At 67.5% G+C, this 18048-nt stretch carries 18 protein-coding genes and 1 pseudogene; 13 read left to right on the top strand and 6 right to left on the bottom strand.

The window, feature by feature from the left end:
* The first annotated feature begins 403 nt into the window (after positions 1-403).
* On the top strand, positions 404-1003 hold the full coding sequence (locus tag AU193_RS23655) for a hypothetical protein (protein WP_156425263.1): 600 nt from the start codon (positions 404-406) through the stop codon (positions 1001-1003).
* A gap of 4 nt (positions 1004-1007) precedes the next feature.
* Here the strand turns inward: AU193_RS23655 and AU193_RS17315 are convergent, their stop codons facing one another.
* Positions 1008-2180, bottom strand: a complete 1173-nt coding sequence (locus AU193_RS17315) for an acyl-CoA dehydrogenase family protein (protein WP_156425262.1) — start codon at positions 2178-2180, stop codon at positions 1008-1010.
* A gap of 54 nt (positions 2181-2234) precedes the next feature.
* On the opposite strand from AU193_RS17315, the gene AU193_RS17310 reads away from it, so the two are divergent.
* Entirely contained in the window at positions 2235-3398 is a 1164-nt protein-coding gene (locus tag AU193_RS17310; RefSeq protein ID WP_064423582.1) for a cystathionine gamma-synthase, read from the top strand.
* Positions 3399-3401: 3 nt separating this feature from the next.
* Here the strand turns inward: AU193_RS17310 and AU193_RS17305 are convergent.
* From AU193_RS17305 to AU193_RS17295, 3 genes and pseudogenes are all read right to left on the bottom strand, one after another.
* Positions 3402-4065, bottom strand: a pseudogene (locus AU193_RS17305) (GPP34 family phosphoprotein).
* Positions 4066-4119: 54 nt separating this feature from the next.
* Positions 4120-4614: a transcription elongation factor GreA gene (gene greA, locus AU193_RS17300; protein ID WP_064423581.1), complete on the bottom strand. Its 495-nt coding sequence runs from the start codon at positions 4612-4614 to the stop codon at positions 4120-4122.
* A gap of 245 nt (positions 4615-4859) precedes the next feature.
* Positions 4860-5282 carry a DUF4307 domain-containing protein gene (locus tag AU193_RS17295; RefSeq protein ID WP_064423580.1) on the bottom strand — a complete coding sequence of 141 codons (423 nt, stop codon included), beginning with the start codon at positions 5280-5282 and terminating at the stop codon, positions 4860-4862.
* Positions 5283-5411: 129 nt separating this feature from the next.
* Here AU193_RS17295 and mca point away from each other — a divergent pair, with 129 nt between their 5' ends.
* Genes mca through AU193_RS17275 form a run of 4 tightly spaced genes read left to right on the top strand, consistent with a single transcriptional unit; the run spans position 5412 to position 8964 of the window.
* The gene (gene mca / locus AU193_RS17290) at positions 5412-6281 is read left to right on the top strand and encodes a mycothiol conjugate amidase Mca (RefSeq protein ID WP_064423618.1); all 870 of its coding nucleotides are present in this window, start codon (positions 5412-5414) and stop codon (positions 6279-6281) included.
* The gene (locus AU193_RS17285) at positions 6278-6562 is read left to right on the top strand and encodes a hypothetical protein (RefSeq protein ID WP_064423579.1); all 285 of its coding nucleotides are present in this window, start codon (positions 6278-6280) and stop codon (positions 6560-6562) included. Before mca ends, AU193_RS17285 begins: the two co-directional genes overlap by 4 nt.
* Entirely contained in the window at positions 6546-8582 is a 2037-nt protein-coding gene (locus AU193_RS17280) for a thioredoxin domain-containing protein (protein ID WP_064423578.1), read from the top strand. Before AU193_RS17285 ends, AU193_RS17280 begins: the two co-directional genes overlap by 17 nt.
* A gap of 10 nt (positions 8583-8592) precedes the next feature.
* Positions 8593-8964, top strand: a complete 372-nt coding sequence (locus tag AU193_RS17275; RefSeq protein WP_064423577.1) for a nuclear transport factor 2 family protein — start codon at positions 8593-8595, stop codon at positions 8962-8964.
* A gap of 72 nt (positions 8965-9036) precedes the next feature.
* On the opposite strand, the gene AU193_RS17270 is transcribed toward AU193_RS17275, so the two are convergent.
* Entirely contained in the window at positions 9037-9777 is a 741-nt protein-coding gene (locus AU193_RS17270; RefSeq protein ID WP_064423576.1) for a hemolysin III family protein, read from the bottom strand.
* A 55-nt stretch (positions 9778-9832) separates the two neighbouring features.
* Between AU193_RS17270 and AU193_RS17265 the strand changes: the two genes are divergently transcribed.
* The 4 genes from AU193_RS17265 (at position 9833) to AU193_RS17250 (ending at position 13235) form a co-directional block, all read left to right on the top strand.
* Positions 9833-10624: a (2Z,6E)-farnesyl diphosphate synthase gene (locus AU193_RS17265; RefSeq protein WP_064423575.1), complete on the top strand. Its 792-nt coding sequence runs from the start codon at positions 9833-9835 to the stop codon at positions 10622-10624.
* An 82-nt stretch (positions 10625-10706) separates the two neighbouring features.
* A complete protein-coding gene (locus tag AU193_RS17260; protein WP_064423574.1) occupies positions 10707-12059 on the top strand; it encodes a hypothetical protein in 1353 nt (450 codons plus the stop codon).
* A gap of 259 nt (positions 12060-12318) precedes the next feature.
* A complete protein-coding gene (locus AU193_RS17255) occupies positions 12319-12747 on the top strand; it encodes a hypothetical protein (RefSeq protein WP_064423573.1) in 429 nt (142 codons plus the stop codon).
* 80 nt (positions 12748-12827) lie between these two features.
* Positions 12828-13235 carry a hypothetical protein gene (locus AU193_RS17250; protein WP_064423572.1) on the top strand — a complete coding sequence of 136 codons (408 nt, stop codon included), beginning with the start codon at positions 12828-12830 and terminating at the stop codon, positions 13233-13235.
* 3 nt (positions 13236-13238) lie between these two features.
* Here AU193_RS17250 and coaA read toward each other — a convergent pair whose 3' ends face one another.
* On the bottom strand, positions 13239-14186 hold the full coding sequence (gene coaA / locus AU193_RS17245; protein ID WP_064423571.1) for a type I pantothenate kinase: 948 nt from the start codon (positions 14184-14186) through the stop codon (positions 13239-13241).
* Positions 14187-14216: 30 nt separating this feature from the next.
* Here coaA and AU193_RS17240 point away from each other — a divergent pair, with 30 nt between their 5' ends.
* The 3 genes from AU193_RS17240 (at position 14217) to AU193_RS17230 (ending at position 18014) form a co-directional block, all read left to right on the top strand.
* A complete protein-coding gene (locus tag AU193_RS17240; RefSeq protein ID WP_064423570.1) occupies positions 14217-15428 on the top strand; it encodes a hypothetical protein in 1212 nt (403 codons plus the stop codon).
* Positions 15429-15658: 230 nt separating this feature from the next.
* On the top strand, positions 15659-17122 hold the full coding sequence (locus AU193_RS17235; RefSeq protein WP_064423569.1) for a glycine hydroxymethyltransferase: 1464 nt from the start codon (positions 15659-15661) through the stop codon (positions 17120-17122).
* Positions 17123-17186: 64 nt separating this feature from the next.
* Entirely contained in the window at positions 17187-18014 is an 828-nt protein-coding gene (locus tag AU193_RS17230) for an acyl-ACP desaturase (RefSeq protein ID WP_064423568.1), read from the top strand.
* The last annotated feature ends 34 nt before the right edge of the window (positions 18015-18048 follow it).

The following is an 18048-nucleotide window of genomic DNA, read 5'->3' as shown; positions in this document are numbered from 1 at the left end:
TATCCGCCGGGACCCTACCCCCGGGGCGGCGGCCCCTGCGCGGGGTACCCCCCGGGGGCCGGGGGGCGGGGCCCCCCCCCCGGCCGCGGGCCCGCCCCCCCCCCCCCCCCGCCCCACCCCGCCCGGGGGTTACCCGCCACCTCCGTCGCCGGGCGGGTATCCACCGCCGCCGCCAGGGGCCGGCTATCCGCCATCGGCGCCGGGCGGTTACCCACCGCCCGCGGGTGGCTATCCGCCGCAGGGCGGGCCGGGATACCCTGGCCCTCAGAGGTATAGCGTCGGTGAGGCGTTCTCATGGGCGTGGGGGAAGTTCACCGGCAACGCGGCCGCACTGATTGTTCCGACTCTGGTCTACGGGATCATCGTCTCCGCGATACAAGTCCTATTCACCACGCTATCGGCTGTGGCGAGTTCGGAGTCGACGTCCGACAGCGACGGATTCTTGTTCTCGTACGACGTCTCCGATCCCGCCAGTCTCGCGATCGCCATCCTCGGGTCGATAGTTTCGCTGGTGGTCGGCGCGATCATCCAATCCGCTTATTACAACGGCATGTTGGACGTCGCCAACGGTCAACCGGTGACCATCGGGTCGTTCTTCAAACCGCGCAACGTCGGCGGAGTCATCATCGCGGGCGTGATCGTCGGACTCCTGACCTCGATCGGCTTTGCGCTGTGCGTCATTCCCGGTTTCATCGTGATGATCTTCACGATGTTCACTGTCATCGCCCTGCTGGACCGCAACCTGTCACCGATCGACGCGATCAAGACCAGCTTCGACATCGCGAAGAACAACTTCGGACAGGTGCTGCTGACGTTGCTGGCGGTCTTCGCCGTCACGCTCGTCGGGGCGCTGCTCTGCGGCGTGGGTCTGCTCGTCGCACTTCCGCTGGTCGCGCTGATCGAGGTGTATGCCTACCGCAAGCTCAGCGGTGGTCAGGTCGCCGAGCTCAACCCGCAACCCTTGCCGCCCGGTCCGCCACCTCAGGGCACTCCGCAGCAGTAACGGATCATCGGAAGGCGCTGACACCGGTCAGCGCCTCTCCGATGACCAATTGATGCACCTCCGAGGTGCCCTCGTACGTCAGCACCGACTCAAGGTTGTTGGCGTGGCGGATGACCGGGTACTCCAGGGTGATCCCGTTGGCGCCCAACAGGGTTCGACACTGACGGGCGATCTGGATGGCCTCCCGGACATTGTTCAGCTTCCCGAGACTGACCTGCTCGGGCTTGATTCTGCCCTCGTCCTTGAGCTTGCCGAGGTGAAGGGCGAGAAGTTGAGCCTTGCCCAGTTCGACTGCCATGTCGGCGATCTTGGCCTGAGTCAGCTGGTAGGCCGCCAGCGGTTTGTCGAACACCTCCCGCGTGCCGACGTAGTCCAGCGCGGCCTGCAGGCAGTCCCTGGCGGCGCCCACGCTGCCGAACACGATGCCGAACCGCGCCTCCGACAGACAGCTGAGCGGCCCGGACAACCCGCGCGCCTCGGGCAGCTTCGCGTCGGCGGGTAACCGGACATCATCGAGGTGCAACTCCGAAGTCACCGAGGCCCGCAGCGACAACTTGTGCGTCATGTCGGTCGCCGAGAATCCCGCCGTGCCCGCGGGCACCAGGAAACCCGCCACACCGTCGTCGGTTTGGGCCCACACGACCGCAACATCGGCGACCGACCCGTTGGTGATCCACATCTTCGACCCGCGCAGGATCCAGTCCGATCCGTCCCGTTTCGCGGTCGTGCGCATCCCGCCCGGATTGGACCCGAAGTCGGGTTCGGTCAGCCCGAAGCACCCGATGGCCTCACCGGCCGCCATCGCGGGCAGCCAACGTTCGCGCTGCTCCTCGCTGCCCCAGCGATGGATGGCGAACATCGCCAACGAGCCCTGCACCGAGACCAGGCTGCGCAGGCCGCTGTCCACGGCCTCCAGTTCCTGGCACACCAGACCGTAGGCCGTCGCTGACGAGCCGCCGCAGCCGTAACCCTTCAGGTGCATGCCCAGAAGCCCGAGCTTGCCGAAGTCCGAAGCCAGTTCGCGGACCGGTACCTGGCCGGTCTCGAACCAGTCGGCGATGAACGGTCGCAGCCGCTGTTCGCCGAACCGACGCACGGTCTGGCGCAGCTCGATGTCCTCGGGTGACAGCAGGGAATCCAACTCGAGCATGTCATCGAGGCGGGACGTAGAAGTCATGGGACATGTCTACCCGGTCGGCGCCGACCACAGTCGTGGCTAGGCTGGGCGGTGATGTCGAAGAACGAAACCCACGGCCTTTCCACTCGCGGCCTTTCAACGAAGGCCATCCACGCCGTCCGACCCGACCCGGCCACCGGGGCCGTCAACGCGCCGATCTACGCAAGTTCGACGTTCGCGCAGGACGGCGTGGGCGGGCTTCGCGGGGGATACGAATACGCCAGAACCGGCAACCCCACCCGCGGGGCGCTGGAGGTTTCTCTCGCCGCGGTGGAGGCGGCCGCTTACGGCCGGGCCTTCTCTTCCGGCATGGCGGCCACGGACTGCGCGTTGCGGGCGGTTCTGCGGCCCGGCGATCACGTGGTGATGCCCGACGACGCATACGGCGGGACGTTCCGGCTGATCGACAAGGTGTTCACCAACTGGGGCATCGACTACACCGCCGTCGCGCTCGCCGACCTCGACGCGGTGCGCGCAGCGATCACCCCGAACACCCGGATGATCCTGGTGGAGACTCCCACCAACCCCCTGCTGTCGATCGCCGACATCGCCGCTATCGCCCAGATCTCGGCGACGTCGAATGTAAAAGTGTTGGTGGACAACACGTTCGCCTCCCCCGCACTGCAGCAACCGCTGCTGCTTGGTGCCGACATCGTTCTGCATTCCACCACCAAGTACATCGGCGGGCATTCCGATGTGGTGGGCGGCGCGCTGCTGACCAACGACGAAGAACTCGACGCCGCTTTCGCATTCCTGCAGAACGGCGCCGGCGCGGTGCCCGGCCCGTTCGACGCCTACCTGACGCTGCGCGGTCTGAAGACCCTGGTGATCCGCATGCAGCGGCACAGCGACAACGCGGCCGTCATCGCCGAGTTCCTCGATGGACATCCCGCGATCGAAACCGTGCTGTACCCGGGGCTGCCCGGACACCCGTGCCACGAGGTCGCGGCCAGGCAGATGACGGGCTTCGGTGGCATGGTCTCGGTGCGACTGCGCGGCGGACCGGACGCGGCGCGCAAGTTCTGTTCCCGCACAGAGGTTTTCATCCTCGCCGAGTCGTTGGGTGGCGTCGAGTCGCTGATCGAGCACCCCGGAGCGATGACACACGCGTCGACCGCCGGTTCCCAATTGGAGGTCCCCGGCGACCTGGTGCGGCTGTCCGTCGGTATCGAAGACGTCGCCGATCTGCTGGCCGACCTCGAGCAGGCGTTGAGCTAGCGGTCAGCACAGCGCCGGACGCAGCGCCGAAGCGGTGACCGCCAGGTTCATCTCGGGTAGCGCGGTCGGTGACTCGTCGACCCAGCTGCCCAGCGCGATCTCGCCGGCGCGTGCGTGCACCCATCGCCAACCCCTGTCGTTGAGGCTGAGCAGTGCGCCCAGACCGTCGACCGCGTGCAGCAGCGAGATGATCGCCGCCGTGGTCGGGCCCGGCGGTCTGCGGTCGAACAGCGCCGACAACATGGCAGAACGTGCCTGGTCGACCCGGTTACGGTTGAGCAGCGGCCAGGCGAATTCGTGTCCGAAGCGCTTGTCCGGCAAGGGAAGGCGTCGGATCTGACCCGTTTGCTCCAGATGGCCGACGAGGTTCTCCTCGGTGCGCTTGGCCAGCCGCTTGACCGCTGTCCTGGGCCGCAACGGACGGCGCTGCAACAGCCGGAACGCCGGGCTCCGCGACCGGGTCCGTCGGGCCGGCTACCGATAATGCGATCAGGCGGCCCGGTTCGACGGACTCACCATCGACCGAGGGCCGGATCCGGCAGGCCAGGGCCAGATCGAGCAGAACTGCGGCGGCCAGCACCCGCTCCCGCCGTACACGGTCAAGGACCGGTTGCGCCGACGCGTTGTCGAGCAGCAGCAGGAACAGGTCCTCGGCGATCTGCGCCATGAGCGGATGCTAAACCGCACCCCGACGCGACTCGAATTCCGGCAGGCGTTGCCGTCAGGCGTGGTACGGCTCGGCCTCGAGCAGCTTCACCTTGACCGTGCTGCCGCTGGGCACCGTGTAAGTGCGCACCTCGCCGACCTTCGCGTCGATGAGCGCCTCGCCCAGCGGCGACTGCGGCGAGTACACCTCGAGCTTGCCGTCGCTGATGCCTTCCTGTCGGGTCGCGATCAGGAACGTCTCGGTGTCGCTCTCGTCGTCGCCGTACTGCACCTTGACCACCGAACCGGGGAGCGCGACGCCGGACTGCTTGGGCGCCTCGCCGACCTTGGCGGTGTTGAGCAGCTCCTGCAGCTGACGGATCCGGGCCTCCTGCTGACCCTGCTCCTCGCGAGCGGCGTGGTATCCGCCGTTCTCGCGCAGGTCGCCCTCTTCGCGGCGGTCGTTGATCTCGGCGGCGATGACGGGCCGGTTGGCGATCAGCTGGTCGAGCTCCGCCTTCAACCGGTCGAATGCCTCCTGGGTGAGCCAGGTGACCTGCGTATCGGTCATGTCGTCGCGCTCCTGTCTATCTGGGTCTCGCGGTGTTCTCGCGCTCTTCTCGCGTAAGACGTTTCGTGGTACGGCGCCGGGGCTTGACGTGTATTGCCGCGGTCAGCGTGCTCGATCACAGCACCAAATGCAGCAATACACGGCTCCATCAGGAACCGTGTACCGGACCATGGTAGCACCGAAGGGGCAACCGATTTTCACGAATTCGCAGTTCGGCGTTTGCCCGACCGACGAATCAGTGTGATTCAAGGAGTCACCAGATACGACGGCACGTCGATTCCACATCCGTAGATATCTCCGCTCACCGGCGGGCGGGTCGCTTTGACGACTGCGGTCACTTGCACCGTTTGTTGCGTCGACGGGGGGACCAGCACCTCACGGCGGCCCGTCTCGGCGCCGCCGACGGAGCGTGCCCGCACGATGCAGACGGCCGGTTGGGACGGGTCTCGGCGGGTGACGCTGATCGTCACCGACACCGTTTCGTCGTCGACCAGTTCGTAGGCGCCCAGTTCGCCCGTCACCGGCTCGCTCTCGAAGCGCCCGAACGCCACCACGGCGACCGTCACCCCCACCGCCAGCGCAAGCAGGGTGAACGCGACGGCGAGCCAACGGCGGCGGCCACCGGAGAGCCGCCGGCGGCCATAGCGTGCGGCGGGGCGGTCGATCATCTGGTTTTCTAGGCTCTCCGTCGGATGGATCTACAGAACTGGAACTATAGGGACTACCAAGACGACTCCGTGGGTTGATATCGCCGGAGACGACGAATCGCGATGGTCGCGAGAGTGAGGCAGAGCAGGTTGAGCGAACTGCGGTTGATGGCGGTGCACGCCCACCCGGACGACGAGTCCAGCAAGGGTGCCGCCACGATGGCTCGATACGTGGACGAGGGTGTCCGCGTGCTCGTCGTGACCATCACCGGTGGCGAGCGCGGCGACATCCTCAACCCGGCCATGGACCTGCCCGAGGTGCACGGCCGGATGGCCGAGATCCGCCGTGACGAGATGGCCAAGGCCGCCGAGATCCTCGGCGTCGAGCACCACTGGCTCGGCTTCGTCGATTCCGGCCTGCCCGAGGGTGACCCGCCTCCGCCGCTGCCCGAGGGTTGCCTCGGCGTGGTGCCACTCGAGCAACCGGTCGAGGCCCTGGTGCGCGTCGTGCGCGAGTTCCGGCCCCACGTGATGACCACCTACGACGAGAACGGTGGCTATCCGCATCCGGACCACATCAGGTGCCACCAGGTGTCGACGGCTGCCTACGAGGCAGCCGGTGACTACCGCCTGTTTCCCGACGCCGGCGAGCCGTGGGATGTCCAGAAGCTGTACTACACGCACGGCTTCCTGCGGCAACGAATGCAGCTGCTGCAGGACGAGTTCGCCAAGCACGGCGAGGTCGGCCCGTTCGAGAAGTGGCTCAAGCACTGGGATCCCGACCACGACGTCTTCGCCAAGCGGGTGACCACCCGCGTCGAGTGCGCGAAGTACTTCGCCCTGCGCGACGACGCGCTGCGTGCGCACGCCACCCAGATCGATCCCAACGGAGACTTCTTCCGTGCGCCGATCGAGTGGCAGCAACGGCTGTGGCCCACCGAGGAGTTCGAGTTGGCCCGATCGCGTGTGCCGGTGACGCTTCCGGAGGACGACCTCTTCGCGGGGATCGAGGGCCGATGAACCTTCTGCTCGCCCTCGACCTTCTGGCCCAGGACCCGCCGAGGGACACCGGCCCGAACTTCGGCAAGGCCAGCCCGCTCGGCCTGCTGGTCGTCGTGCTGCTCCTGATCGGCACGTTTCTGCTGGTCCGGTCGATGAACCGGCAGCTGCGGAAGGTGCCCAAGTCATTCGACCCGCAGGATTCGGAACCGGAGCAGACCGACGCGCCGCCAGGCCCATCCCAGGCGCCGATCGAGTCCGACGCGCCGCCCGACGGGACGAATCGTGAGCCCGGGGGCTAACACGCTCTCGCGGGCCACCAGCCCGTATCTGCGGCAGCACGCCGGCAACCCGGTGCACTGGCGCGAATGGACGCCGGAGGCGCTGGCCGAGGCGGCCGACCGTGACGTACCGATCCTGCTGTCGATCGGCTACGCGGCCTGCCACTGGTGCCATGTCATGGCCCATGAGTCGTTCGACGACGACGAGGTCGCCGCCGTGATGAACGACGGGTTCGTCTGCATCAAGGTCGACCGCGAGGAGCGGCCCGACCTCGATGCGGTGTACATGAACGCGACGGTCGCGCTGACGGGTCAAGGCGGCTGGCCGATGACCTGCTTCCTCACCCCGGACGGCAGGCCGTTCTTCTGCGGCACGTACTACCCGAAACCCACCTTCCTGCAGCTGCTGGCCGCGATCACCGACACCTGGCGAAACCGCCGCGGCGAGGTCGAGGAGGCGTCCGAGAAGATCACAGCGGAACTGCGGTCGATGGCTTCCGGTCTGCCAGGTGGGGGACCGCCGTTACAACCGGCGCTGTGCGACCACGCTGTTGCCGCGGTGCTCCAGGACGAGGACGTCGCCCGCGGTGGATTCGCCGCCAATCCTGCTGGCGCGCCCAAGTTTCCGCCGTCGGCATTGCTCGAAGCGCTGCTGCGCAACCACGAGCGCACCGGCGAGGTCATGCCGCTGGAGACCGTCGAGCGGACCTGCACGGCGATGGCCCGCGGCGGTATCTACGACCAGTTGGCGGGGGGCTTCGCCCGTTACAGCGTCGACGCGGCGTGGGTGGTTCCGCACTTCGAGAAGATGTTGTACGACAACGCGCTGCTGTTGCGGGCGTATGCCCACTGGGCGCGGCGTACCGCAAACCCTTTGGCGCACAAGGTCACAGCCGAAACAGCACGATTCATCATCGACGAACTCGGCGCCGACGGCATGTTCACCTCGTCGCTGGACGCCGACGCGGACGGGGTGGAAGGCATGACGTACGTCTTCACCCATGCGCAGCTGCGCGAGTTCCTCGGTGACGACGACGGTCGTTGGGCCGCAGAGCTTTTCACTGTGACCGAGGCCGGCACCTTCGAGCGGGGTGCGTCAGTGCTGCAGTTGCCGCGCGACCCCGACGACCGGGAACGGTTCGCCAGGGTGCGGGCAGCGCTGCTGGCGGCCCGGCTCACCCGGCCGCAACCCGCTCGCGACGACAAGGTCGTCACCGCATGGAACGGGCTGGCGATCACCGCGCTCGCCGAAGCCGCCGTCGCGCTCGACCGGCCTGAATTCCTCGACGCCGCAACGCGATGCGCGCGCGCCGTGTGGGAGCTGCACATGATCGACGGCAGCGGGAGGTACCCCCACTCCGGCAGGCTGCGGCGGGCGAGCCTCGGCGGTGCGGTGGGCGAGAGCGCCGGAATCCTCGAAGACCACGGCGCGCTGGCCACCGGCCTGCTGACCGTCCACCAGATGACCGGTGAGCCGCACTGGCTGGAGGCCGCGATGACGCTGCTCGACGTCGCGCTCGACCACTTCGCCGACCCGGACCGGCCCGGCCGGTGGTTCGACACCGCCGACGACGCCGAGACGTTGATGGTGCGGCCGGCCGATCCACTCGACGGGGCGACGCCCTCGGGAGCGTCGCTGATCGCCGAGGCGCTGCTCACCGCCGCGCATCTCGCCCCGGCCGAACGAGCCGAACGCTATGCCGCGGCGGCCGACGCCACGCTGGCGGCGGCCACGCCGATCCTGACCCGGCTGCCCCGCTCGGGCGGGCACTGGCTCGCCGTGGCGGAGGCGGCCGTGCGCGGACCGATCCAGATCGCGGTGGCGTGCGACCCCGCCCGTTCGGAATTGCTGTCGGCCGCGCGGCGGCTCGCGCCGGGCGGAGCGATCGTCGTGGGCGGCGCGGTGAACTCGTCGGAGCTGCTGGTCGGTCGCGACCGGGTAGGCGGTGACGACGCCGCCTACGTGTGCCGCGGCAGGACGTGCGACCTGCCGGTCACCACGGCGCCGGAACTCGCTGCTGCCCTAGGAACGTCCGTGTAGCGTTCGGCGCATGCCGACCCCCGAAGACAACGCCAAGACTGTCGCCCGCTACCTCGAACTCGCCTCCCGGGGTAAGGCCGACGACGTCGTTGAGCTCTACGCCGACGACGCCACCGTCGAGGATCCGGTCGGCGGCGAGGTGCACATCGGCCGCAAGGCGATCCGCGGGTTCTACGACGCGCTGCCCACGACCGGCGCCCAGGCCGACGTCGTCACGCTGCGGGCACTGGGCAACGAGGTGGCGTTCTTCTGGGCGCTGACGATCGACCTCGGCGACAACAAGATGCGCATCGAGATCATCAGCGTGATGACGTTCAACGAGGAGGGCAAGATCGCGTCCATGAAGGCCTACTGGACGCCCGAGAACGTCACGTCTCTCTAGCGTGAGCGACCGCAGAATGTCGCTATTCGGCGGCGTGTCGCGCACAAACACGGTCGCTCGCGGCATGGGGGACTAGAAGACGGCGAACCACATCGCGATGTAGTGGCAGATCGCCGCCACCGCGGTGCATGCGTGGAAGAACTCGTGGTGGCCGAAGACCGTCGGCCACGGATTGGGCCACTTGAGCGCATAGAGCACGCCGCCGATGCTGTAGAGCGCGCCGCCGACGATTAGCAGCACCAGCGCGGCCACACCCGCGCCGTGCGTGATCGGCCCGACGAACCACGCCGCAACCCAGCCGAGCAGAATGTAGAGCGGCACGCCCACCCACCGCGGCGCCGACGGCCAGAAGCACTTGAGCAGCACGCCGGCGATCGCACCGCCCCATACGATCCAGAACAACACCATGCCGTCGGTCTGCGGCAACGCGAGCAGGGCGAACGGCGTATAGCTGCCGGCGATGAACACGAAGATCATCGAGTGGTCGAGGCGCTTCATCCACTTGCGTGCGGTGGCGGACTTCCAGTTGACCCGGTGGTACGCGCCGCTGACGGCGAACATCGCCACGATGGTGAACGTGTAGATCAGTGTCGCGACGCCCGCGCGCGTGGACTGCACCGACCACGACACCGACACCAGCGCCGCGCCGCAGATGGCGGCGATCCCCGCCGCGTAGACGTGAATCCACCCCCGCGCGCGTGGCTTGCCGATGAAATTGGCGACACCGTCGACAACGGCTTCCGGGAAGTCCTCCGCGGTGGTCTGGGGATCGCGGGACTTCTCAGAATCGGTGCTGTCGATGGATCGGGTCATGTCACCTCCACTAATGCCATGGGGGTTTTCGAACCTCACAGTAGTCTGGATCTTCGTGGAGCTCATTCCCCCGCGCCTCAAAGAGCCGGCCTATCGGCTGTACGAGATGCGGCTGCGCCAGGAGCTGGCAAGGTCCAAATCCCAACTGCCGCGCCATATTGCCGTTTTGTGCGACGGTAACCGTCGGTGGGCGCGTGACCTTGGCCACGACGACGTCAGCGTCGGCTACCGGATGGGCGCGAGGAAGATCGCCGACATGCTGCGCTGGTGTCAGGAAACCGGCATCGAGATGGCCACGGTGTACCTGTTGTCCACCGAGAACCTGCAGCGTGCCCCCGACGAGCTGTCCCCGTTGATCGAGATCATCACCGACGTCGTCGAGGAGATCTGCGCTCCCGTGAATCGCTGGAGTGTGCGAACGGTCGGCGACCTTGAGCTGATCGGCGAAGAACCCGCGCGCCGGCTGCGTGACGCCGTCGGGTCGACCGACGCGGACCCGGGCTCGTTTCACGTCAATCTCGCGGTGGGCTACGGCGGCCGTCAGGAAATCGTCGACGCGGTCCGTCAACTGCTGAGCAAGGAGCTGGCCAACGGCAACACGGGGGAACAGCTGATCGAGGCCGTCACCATCGACGCGATCTCGGAGAATCTCTACACCTCCGGGCAACCGGACCCCGATCTGGTCATCCGCACCTCAGGGGAGCAGCGGCTGTCGGGCTTCCTGCTGTGGCAGAGCGCGTATTCGGAGATGTGGTTCACCGACGCCTACTGGCCCGCGTTCCGGCGGGTCGACTTCCTGCGCGCGCTGCGCGACTACACCGTGCGCCATCGCCGGTACGGAATGTGATGGGACGCCGTATGTGATGGACGCCGTATGTGATGGGACGCCGCATGTGATGGGACGCCGCATGTGATGGGACACTGAAGTGATGGCTGCGCTGTCGGCGACGGTCTTCGCGCTCAGCTGGTGGCTGGGGCTGTACCTGCTGGCCCGCGATCCGCGTAAGCCTGTGCTGGTGCTGGCCGCGATCGGATTGACGAGCTTCGCGGCGGTGGTCGCGCTGGACGCCGTGCGGATCATCAGCGGCGCCGACGTGCTCAGTCGCATCGAGGTCTACCTCGTCGCCGTGCCGGGCATCGCGTGGTTCGCCGTGCTGCTCGAGCTCTCCCGGCCGCGTGACACCTGGCGCAGCCGTGCGGGCGAGCTCGGGCTGGTCGCCGCGGTGGCCGCGACCGCATTCGTCGGCGCCGCGATGGCCGGCAACGTCGACGGTCCGCTGCGCCTGGGTCATTGGGTGATGTTCGCCGCGGTCTCGCTGTCGTCGCTGGGCGCCATGGTGTACGCGGTGCTGCGCCGTTCGCAACCGGGCCCGGTCGTCGGCTTCGTGGTGGTCGCGACGTTGTTCTTCGCGCTGGGCAACGCGATCCTGATCATCCCGCTGGGGCTGGTTCCGAGCTGGCTGGCACTCGCATCGACGGGGTTCGACGTCGCGCTGCTCGGTGTCGCGGTCGCGATCGGCGACGCGTTCGACGAGGGGCAGGCGTTGCGCGCCGACATGCTGCGCTCCTTCGCGGCGACGACGGTGGTGGCGGTGCTGTTCGGTGGCCAGGCGTTGATCGGTCTGGCGGTCACCGGCCATGACACCGCGCTGACCGTGCTGCTGTTCACCAGCCTGGCGATCGCGATCGCGATCAATGTGCTCGCCGACCCGTTGGCCGGCGCCCTCGACCGGTTGGCGTTCTCCCGCTCGCCCGCGCTGCGTGCCGACCGCGCGGCACTGCGCAGTACCGAGGCGGCGCTGCCGCTGCGCAAGGACAACCCGCTCGACGGCGTCGACGAGCAGACGTTCGCCCGCTTGACCCGCCGCGCGCTCGGACACTACGGCGATCTGTCCAAGCTGATCGCCAGCCCGCTGACCCGGTTGCCGATCATCGACGAACGGTTGGCCTCCCGCGGTGCCCCCGACCAGCCACTGGAGCGGGCGACCGAGCTCAAGGCGCTGCTGGCCGAGCGCATCGCCCGGCTCAAACCGCGCGACGGCGGCGAGTTCGGTACCACCGAGGAGTGGCGGCACTACAACTCGCTGTACTTCCCGTATGTCGTCGGGGTGCGTGCCTACGCGCAGAACGCGACCGCGGCCGGACTGGATCCCGTGGCCCGCCAGGCCTGGCAGTGGTTCGTCACCGAGGTGCCGCAGCGGTCGCTGCACAACTGGCAGAACGCCGCCGCGCGGCTGATCGCCGCAGATCTACGCGGCAACCTCGTGGCCGCTAAAGACTGACGCGGAGTTTCGTGGGGCGCTAAGCGGTTGATCACACGCAGCAGCTGCGTGGAAACAACCGCTTAAGCATCGTCGTGACCAATTCGATTTAGGTCACTCCTCAACGGGCTCGTTCCTCGCCCGCATCGTCGTGACCAATTCGATTTAGGTCACTCCTCAACGGGCTCGTTCCTCGCCCGCATCGTCGTGACCTGCGGTTGGCAGGAGCTGGCAGCGTTCTGCGTCGATCTGGCAGCAGCATCTGAGCACTGTCGGTGACATGACCACCGCGACCACCCGCCCCGGCCTCGATGACCCGGGCCCGACCGACTCGCTACTACGCGTGGCGCTGCGCGCCGACGCGACGCTGTGCGGGGGTCTGGGCTTGGTCATCGCAATGGCCGCCGACCCGCTGTCTCGAGTCAGCGGTCTGTCCGCCACCAGCGAGTGGATCGGCGGCGCCGCGCTCGTCGGCTACGGCGCCGCGTTGTTTCTGGCGGCCGGGGCGCCCGATATCCGCCGGGTCGGCCTCGGCGTCCTGGTCGGCAACATCGTCTTCGCGGTTGTCGTGGCCGCGGTGCTGGTGACCGGCGTGCTGCCGCTGACCGAAACCGGCGTCGCCGCCACGATCGCGTTCACCGCCGTGACGCTCGCATTCGCCTACGCCCAGTACCTCGGGGTCCGTCGCCTCGACGCGGCCCCTTCATGACCGGTCCGGAGCCGCCGTCGTCAGAGGTTGCGGCGTCGGCTCCGGAACGGTTCCCACCCCCACAAGAAAGGAATCCCCTCATGACCGCACTCTCGGTCCGGCTGAACGAGTCGACGGACGCTCTGCTGCGCTTCGCCATGCGCGCCGACGCGATCCTCACCGGTCTGGCCGGTGTCGCTGCCCTTCCACTCGCGGGCTGGCTGGCCGACACGTCGGGCACCACGATCGGCTTCGAGTACGGAATGGCGGCGTTCTTCATCGCCTACGGGATGGTGGTCCTGGGTCTGGCGGCGCTGCCGTCGCTGAAGACGGCGGGCATGGCGGTGATCGTCGCCAACGTCCTCTATGCCGTAGCAGCGGTAGTGCTCGTGATCTCGAATGTCTTCCCGCTCACCACCATTGGCGTGGTGCTGACGCTCGCCACCGGGGTGTACACGCTGGCGTTCGCCGAACTGCAGTACCAGGGCTGGCGCCGGATCAACCGGTAGCCGCTACAGCTTGCGCAGGCGCAGCCGATTGATCGAGTGGTCGGCGTCCTTGCGCAAGACCAACGTCGCCCGCGGCCGAGTCGGCAGGATGTTCTCGATCAGGTTGGGCCGGTTGATCGAGTGCCAGATGTCGCGGGCGGCGAACACGGCCTGCTCGTCGGTGAGCGTGGCGTAGTGGTGAAAGTGTGAGGCCGGGTCGGCGAACGCCGTCGTGCGCAAGCCGAGGAACCGATCGATGTACCACTGTTCGATGTCGTCGATGCGGGCGTCGACGTAGACCGAGAAGTCGAACAGGTCGGACACCATCAACGTCGGCCCGGTCTGCAGCACGTTGAGGCCCTCGAGGATAAGGATGTCCGGGTGGCGGACGATCTGCTTCTCTCCGGGCACGATGTCGTAGATCAGATGCGAGTACACCGGCGCGCACGCGTATTCCGCGCCGGACTTGACCGTCGTGACGAACCGCATCAGCGCACGCCGGTCGTAGCTCTCAGGAAAACCCTTGCGACCCATCAAGTTCCGACGCACCAATTCGGCATTGGGGTAGAGGAACCCGTCGGTGGTCACCAGGTCGACACGTGGGTGGTGCTCCCAGCGTGCCAGAAGTGCCTGCAGCACACGGGCCGTCGTCGACTTGCCGACCGCGACACTGCCCGCGACGCCGATCACGAACGGCACCGGGCGGTTCGGCTGAGACTCGCCGTCTGAGTCACCGCCCAGGAACTCCGCGGTCGTCGCGAACAACCGCTGGCGCGCGGCCACCTGAAGGTGGATCAGCCGGGCCAGCGGCAGATAGACCTCTTCGACTTCCAACAGGTCGATCTTCTCGCCGATACCGCGCAGCCTCTTCAGCTCGTCCTCGGTGAGCTTCAGCGGCGTCGACATACGCAGGTTCCGCCATTGACTCCGGTCGAACTCAACATATGGGCTGGGTTCGCTCAGCCGCGCCATGCGCCCAGTCTTGCATTTACGGTTGAGATCATGGACGCCAGCACCTCGGTTTCGATCGTCCGCGAGTATCTGCTGCTCGGTCTGCGCTTCGACCGATTGGAGGAAGGCTACGTCGACGCGTTCACCGGCGACCCCGCGCTGCGCCATGCGGTCGCCGCCGAACCGCAGCCCGATCCGTCGGACCTGGCCAGGCAGGCCGAGCGGCTGATGGGGGAATTGGCCTCGGTCGAGGGGCTGGAGCGGGCGCGTAAGGACTTCATCGGGGCCCACCTGCGGGCCCTGGCGTGCGCGGGCCGCAAGTTCGCCGGCGAGCAGGTCGGCTTCGTCGAAGAGGTCGAGGCCTATTTCGACGTGCACATCGGCAAGGGCGACCCGGAGCGGTACCGACAAGCCCATCGGCAGTTCGACGAGGTGCTGGACGGGTCAGGTCCGCTCGCCGACCGGATGCAGGCCTACCGCGCGGCCGAGGAGATCCCGCCCACTCGCCTCGAAGAGTGCATCCACGCGTTCTCCAGCGCGCTGCGCGACCGGGTGCGGGCCGAGTATCCACTGCCGGACGCGGAGACCATCACCTACGAGGTCGTCACCGACAAGCCGTGGTCGGGCTTCAACTACTACCACGGGGATTACAAGTCGACGGTGGCGGTCAATGCCGACCTCAAGCAGCAGATGTCGAACCTGCCACGGCTGGTCGCGCACGAGTCGTATCCGGGTCACCACACCGAGCACTGCCGCAAGGAATTCGGTTTGGTCGAGGGCAGGGGACAGGCGGAGCAGACCATCTTCCTGGTCAACACCCCGCAGTGCCTGATGGCCGAGGGCCTGGCCGATCTCGCGCTGTACGCGGCGATCGGTCCAGACTGGGGCGCTTGGGCAGCCGAGATCTACGCCGATCTGGGGCTGAGGTTCGACGGCGAGCGCGCGCAGGCGGTGTCGGAGGCGAGCGCCGCGCTCGCCGAGGTGCGCCAGGACGCGGCGCTGATGCTGCACGACGAGCACTGCGACGTCGACGACGTCGTCGCCTTCCTCAAGCGGTGGCTGCTGGTCAACGACCAGAGGGCCCGCCAGATGCTGCGGTTCCTGTCGTCGCCGCTGTGGCGCGCCTACACCAGCACCTACGTCGAGGGTTACCGGTTGCTGCGAGGCTGGCTGGACGCCAGGCCCGACGACGTCAGCCTGGCCCGGCGGTTCGGCACGCTGCTCGACGAGCCGTTGATCCCGTCGGCGCTGCGAGCGGCCTGAGCCCCAGCCGTAACACGGCCCCATGGGGGCACCACTGAGTCGTTGCCCAGCTCGCAGCGAATTATTCGCTGGCAGCGAATCTTTCGCTCAGAGGTGGGGCATCGCGCACATCTATCTGCCCGGATGCGGATGTTGCCTCCGTGATCTGCGGGCCCGATGTGACTGCTGTGAGTATGGCCGACCCGTATGGGCTGGTCGCTGAGCGATCCCGGCGTCGTAGGCTGAACCCCATGACTGCAGACCCCGTGACCTCCAACGCTGCCGCTCCTGGCGCGGAGTACGCCGAGACCGCGAGCGCCGCCTACCGGGCCGCGTTGCAGGTGATCGAGTCGGTGGAGCCGCGTATCGCGGCGGCGACGCGTAAAGAGCTTGCCGATCAACGGGATTCGCTCAAGCTGATCGCCAGCGAGAATTACGCCTCGCCTGCGGTGCTGCTGACGATGGGTTCCTGGCTCTCCGACAAGTACGCCGAAGGCACGATCGGGCACCGGTTCTATGCGGGCTGCCAGAACGTCGACACCGTCGAGAGTCTCGCCGCCGAGCACGCCCGTGAACTGTTCGGTGCGCCGTACGCCTACGTGCAGCCGCACTCCGGCATCGACGCCAACCTCGTTGCCTTCTGGGCGATCCTGGCCACCCGGGTCGAAGCACCCGAACTGGCCGAGGCCGGCCTCAAACACGTCAACGACCTGTCCGAGGCGGACTGGGAGAAGCTGCGCAACAAGCTCGGCAACCAGCGGCTACTGGGGATGTCGCTGGACGCGGGCGGCCACCTGACCCACGGCTTCCGGCCCAACATCTCCGGCAAGATGTTCCACCAGCGCAGCTACGGCACCGATCCGAACACCGGTTTCCTCGACTACGGCGCGGTGGCCGACGCCGCCCGCGAGTTCAAGCCGCTGATCATCGTGGCCGGCTACTCGGCCTATCCGCGGCGGGTCGACTTCGCCAAGATGCGCGAGATCGCCGACGAGGTCGGCGCCACGTTGATGGTCGACATGGCGCACTTCGCCGGCCTGGTCGCGGGCAAGGTGTTCACCGGTGACGAGGATCCGGTGCCGCACGCCCACGTCACCACCACGACCACCCACAAGTCACTGCGCGGGCCGCGCGGCGGGATGGTGCTCGCCCAGCCGGAGTACTCCGACGCCGTCGACAAGGGTTGCCCAATGGTGCTCGGTGGTCCGCTGTCACACGTGATGGCCGCCAAAGCGGTCGCGCTCGCTGAAGCCCGCCAGCCGGCGTTCCAGACGTACGCGCAGCGCGTCGCCGACAACGCCCAGGCGCTGGCCGACGGTTTCCTCAAGCGAGACGCCGCGCTCGTCACCGGCGGCACCGACAACCACATCGTGCTGCTGGACGTCACCTCGTTCGGGCTGACCGGCCGCCAGGCCGAGTCGGCGCTGCTCGATGCGGGCGTCGTCACCAACCGGAACTCCGTGCCCGCCGACCCCAACGGCGCCTGGTACACCAGCGGTATCCGGTTGGGCACTCCCGCGCTGACCACCCGGGGATTCGGGGCCGACGACTTCGACCGCGTCGCCGACCTGATCGTGGACGTGCTGTCCAACACTCAACCGCAGGGCACTTCGAAGGCCAAGTACACCCTGGCCGACGGCACCGCCGAGCGCGTGCACGCCGCCTCGGCGGAACTGCTGAAAGCCAACCCGCTGTACCCGGGGCTGACGCTCTGACCGGTGCGCCACGCGCGGCCGAGGGAATTTTACGATTCCCACAGAACTGGGTTACTGTAACTGCATGGCACAGAAACCTGTACCGAATGCGCTGATCCTCGAACTCGAGCCGGTCGTGCAGCAGGAGCTGCGTCGTCACATCGACAGCGAGGACCTCTGGTACGCGCACGACTACGTGCCGTTCGACCAGGGCGAGAACTTCGCCTTCCTCGGCGGCAAGGACTGGGACCCGTCGCAGGTGACTCTGCCCAAAGACGTCACCGACGCGCTCGAGATCCTGCTCGTCACCAAGGACAATCTGGCCGGTTTCCATCGCGAGTTCGTCTTCAGTTTCATCCTCGAAGAGAAGTGGGGCCGCTGGATCGGCCGGTGGACCGCCGAGGAGCACCTGCACGCCATCGCGCTGCGCAACTACCTCGTCGTCACCCGGGAGATCGACCCGGCCGCCAATGAGGATGTCCGCGTCGAACACGTGATGAAGGGCTACCGCGCCGACACCTACAGCCAGATCGAGCGGCTGGTGTTCATGGCCTTCTTCGAGCGAGCTCACGCCCTCTTCTGCCGCAACCTCGAGGCGAAGATCACCGAGCCGGTGCTCAAGGGTCTCATCGGCCGCATCGCCAAAGACGAGGAGCGCCACGAGGAGTTCTTCGCCAACCTGGTTTCGCACCTGCTCTCCACGAGCCGGGACGAAACCGTCGACGCCATCGCGCGGCGTGCGGCGGAACTCGACGTCGTCGGGGGCGACATCGACGCGTACGCCGACAAGGTACGCAATGTCGCGCAGGCCGGCATCTTCGGACCAGAGCAGTTGCGTCAGGTGATTGTCGACCGGATCGCCGCGTGGGGGCTGGCCGACGAACCGAAGATGCGCGAGTTCACGCTCGCTTAACCGGGCGGTCGCCGGCGCGGACGGGGAGCGGCGA

The organism is Mycobacterium sp. GA-1285 (genome assembly GCF_001499905.1).
In the GTDB taxonomy this organism is placed as follows: domain Bacteria; phylum Actinomycetota; class Actinomycetes; order Mycobacteriales; family Mycobacteriaceae; genus Mycobacterium.
The sequence above is the reverse complement of the archived record's forward strand: the minus strand, read 5'-3'. Positions and strand labels throughout refer to the sequence as shown.

Bases quoted from the DNA above. Each gene is read 5' to 3' on its own strand.
- coaA (WP_064423571.1), bottom strand. From the start codon at position 14,186: ATGGCGCGGCTGAGCGAACCCAGCCCATATGTTGAGTTCGACCGGAGT.
- AU193_RS17315 (WP_156425262.1), bottom strand. From the start codon at position 2,180: ATGACTTCTACGTCCCGCCTCGATGACATGCTCGAGTTGGATTCCCTG.
- AU193_RS17250 (WP_064423572.1), top strand. From the start codon at position 12,828: ATGACCGCACTCTCGGTCCGGCTGAACGAGTCGACGGACGCTCTGCTG.
- greA (WP_064423581.1), bottom strand. From the start codon at position 4,614: ATGACCGATACGCAGGTCACCTGGCTCACCCAGGAGGCATTCGACCGG.
- AU193_RS17255 (WP_064423573.1), top strand. From the start codon at position 12,319: ATGACCACCGCGACCACCCGCCCCGGCCTCGATGACCCGGGCCCGACC.
- AU193_RS17270 (WP_064423576.1), bottom strand. From the start codon at position 9,777: ATGACCCGATCCATCGACAGCACCGATTCTGAGAAGTCCCGCGATCCC.
- AU193_RS17240 (WP_064423570.1), top strand. From the start codon at position 14,217: ATGGACGCCAGCACCTCGGTTTCGATCGTCCGCGAGTATCTGCTGCTC.
- AU193_RS17235 (WP_064423569.1), top strand. From the start codon at position 15,659: ATGACTGCAGACCCCGTGACCTCCAACGCTGCCGCTCCTGGCGCGGAG.
- AU193_RS17260 (WP_064423574.1), top strand. From the start codon at position 10,707: ATGGCTGCGCTGTCGGCGACGGTCTTCGCGCTCAGCTGGTGGCTGGGG.
- AU193_RS17275 (WP_064423577.1), top strand. From the start codon at position 8,593: ATGCCGACCCCCGAAGACAACGCCAAGACTGTCGCCCGCTACCTCGAA.
- AU193_RS17295 (WP_064423580.1), bottom strand. From the start codon at position 5,282: ATGATCGACCGCCCCGCCGCACGCTATGGCCGCCGGCGGCTCTCCGGT.
- AU193_RS17285 (WP_064423579.1), top strand. From the start codon at position 6,278: ATGAACCTTCTGCTCGCCCTCGACCTTCTGGCCCAGGACCCGCCGAGG.
- AU193_RS17310 (WP_064423582.1), top strand. From the start codon at position 2,235: ATGTCGAAGAACGAAACCCACGGCCTTTCCACTCGCGGCCTTTCAACG.
- AU193_RS17230 (WP_064423568.1), top strand. From the start codon at position 17,187: ATGGCACAGAAACCTGTACCGAATGCGCTGATCCTCGAACTCGAGCCG.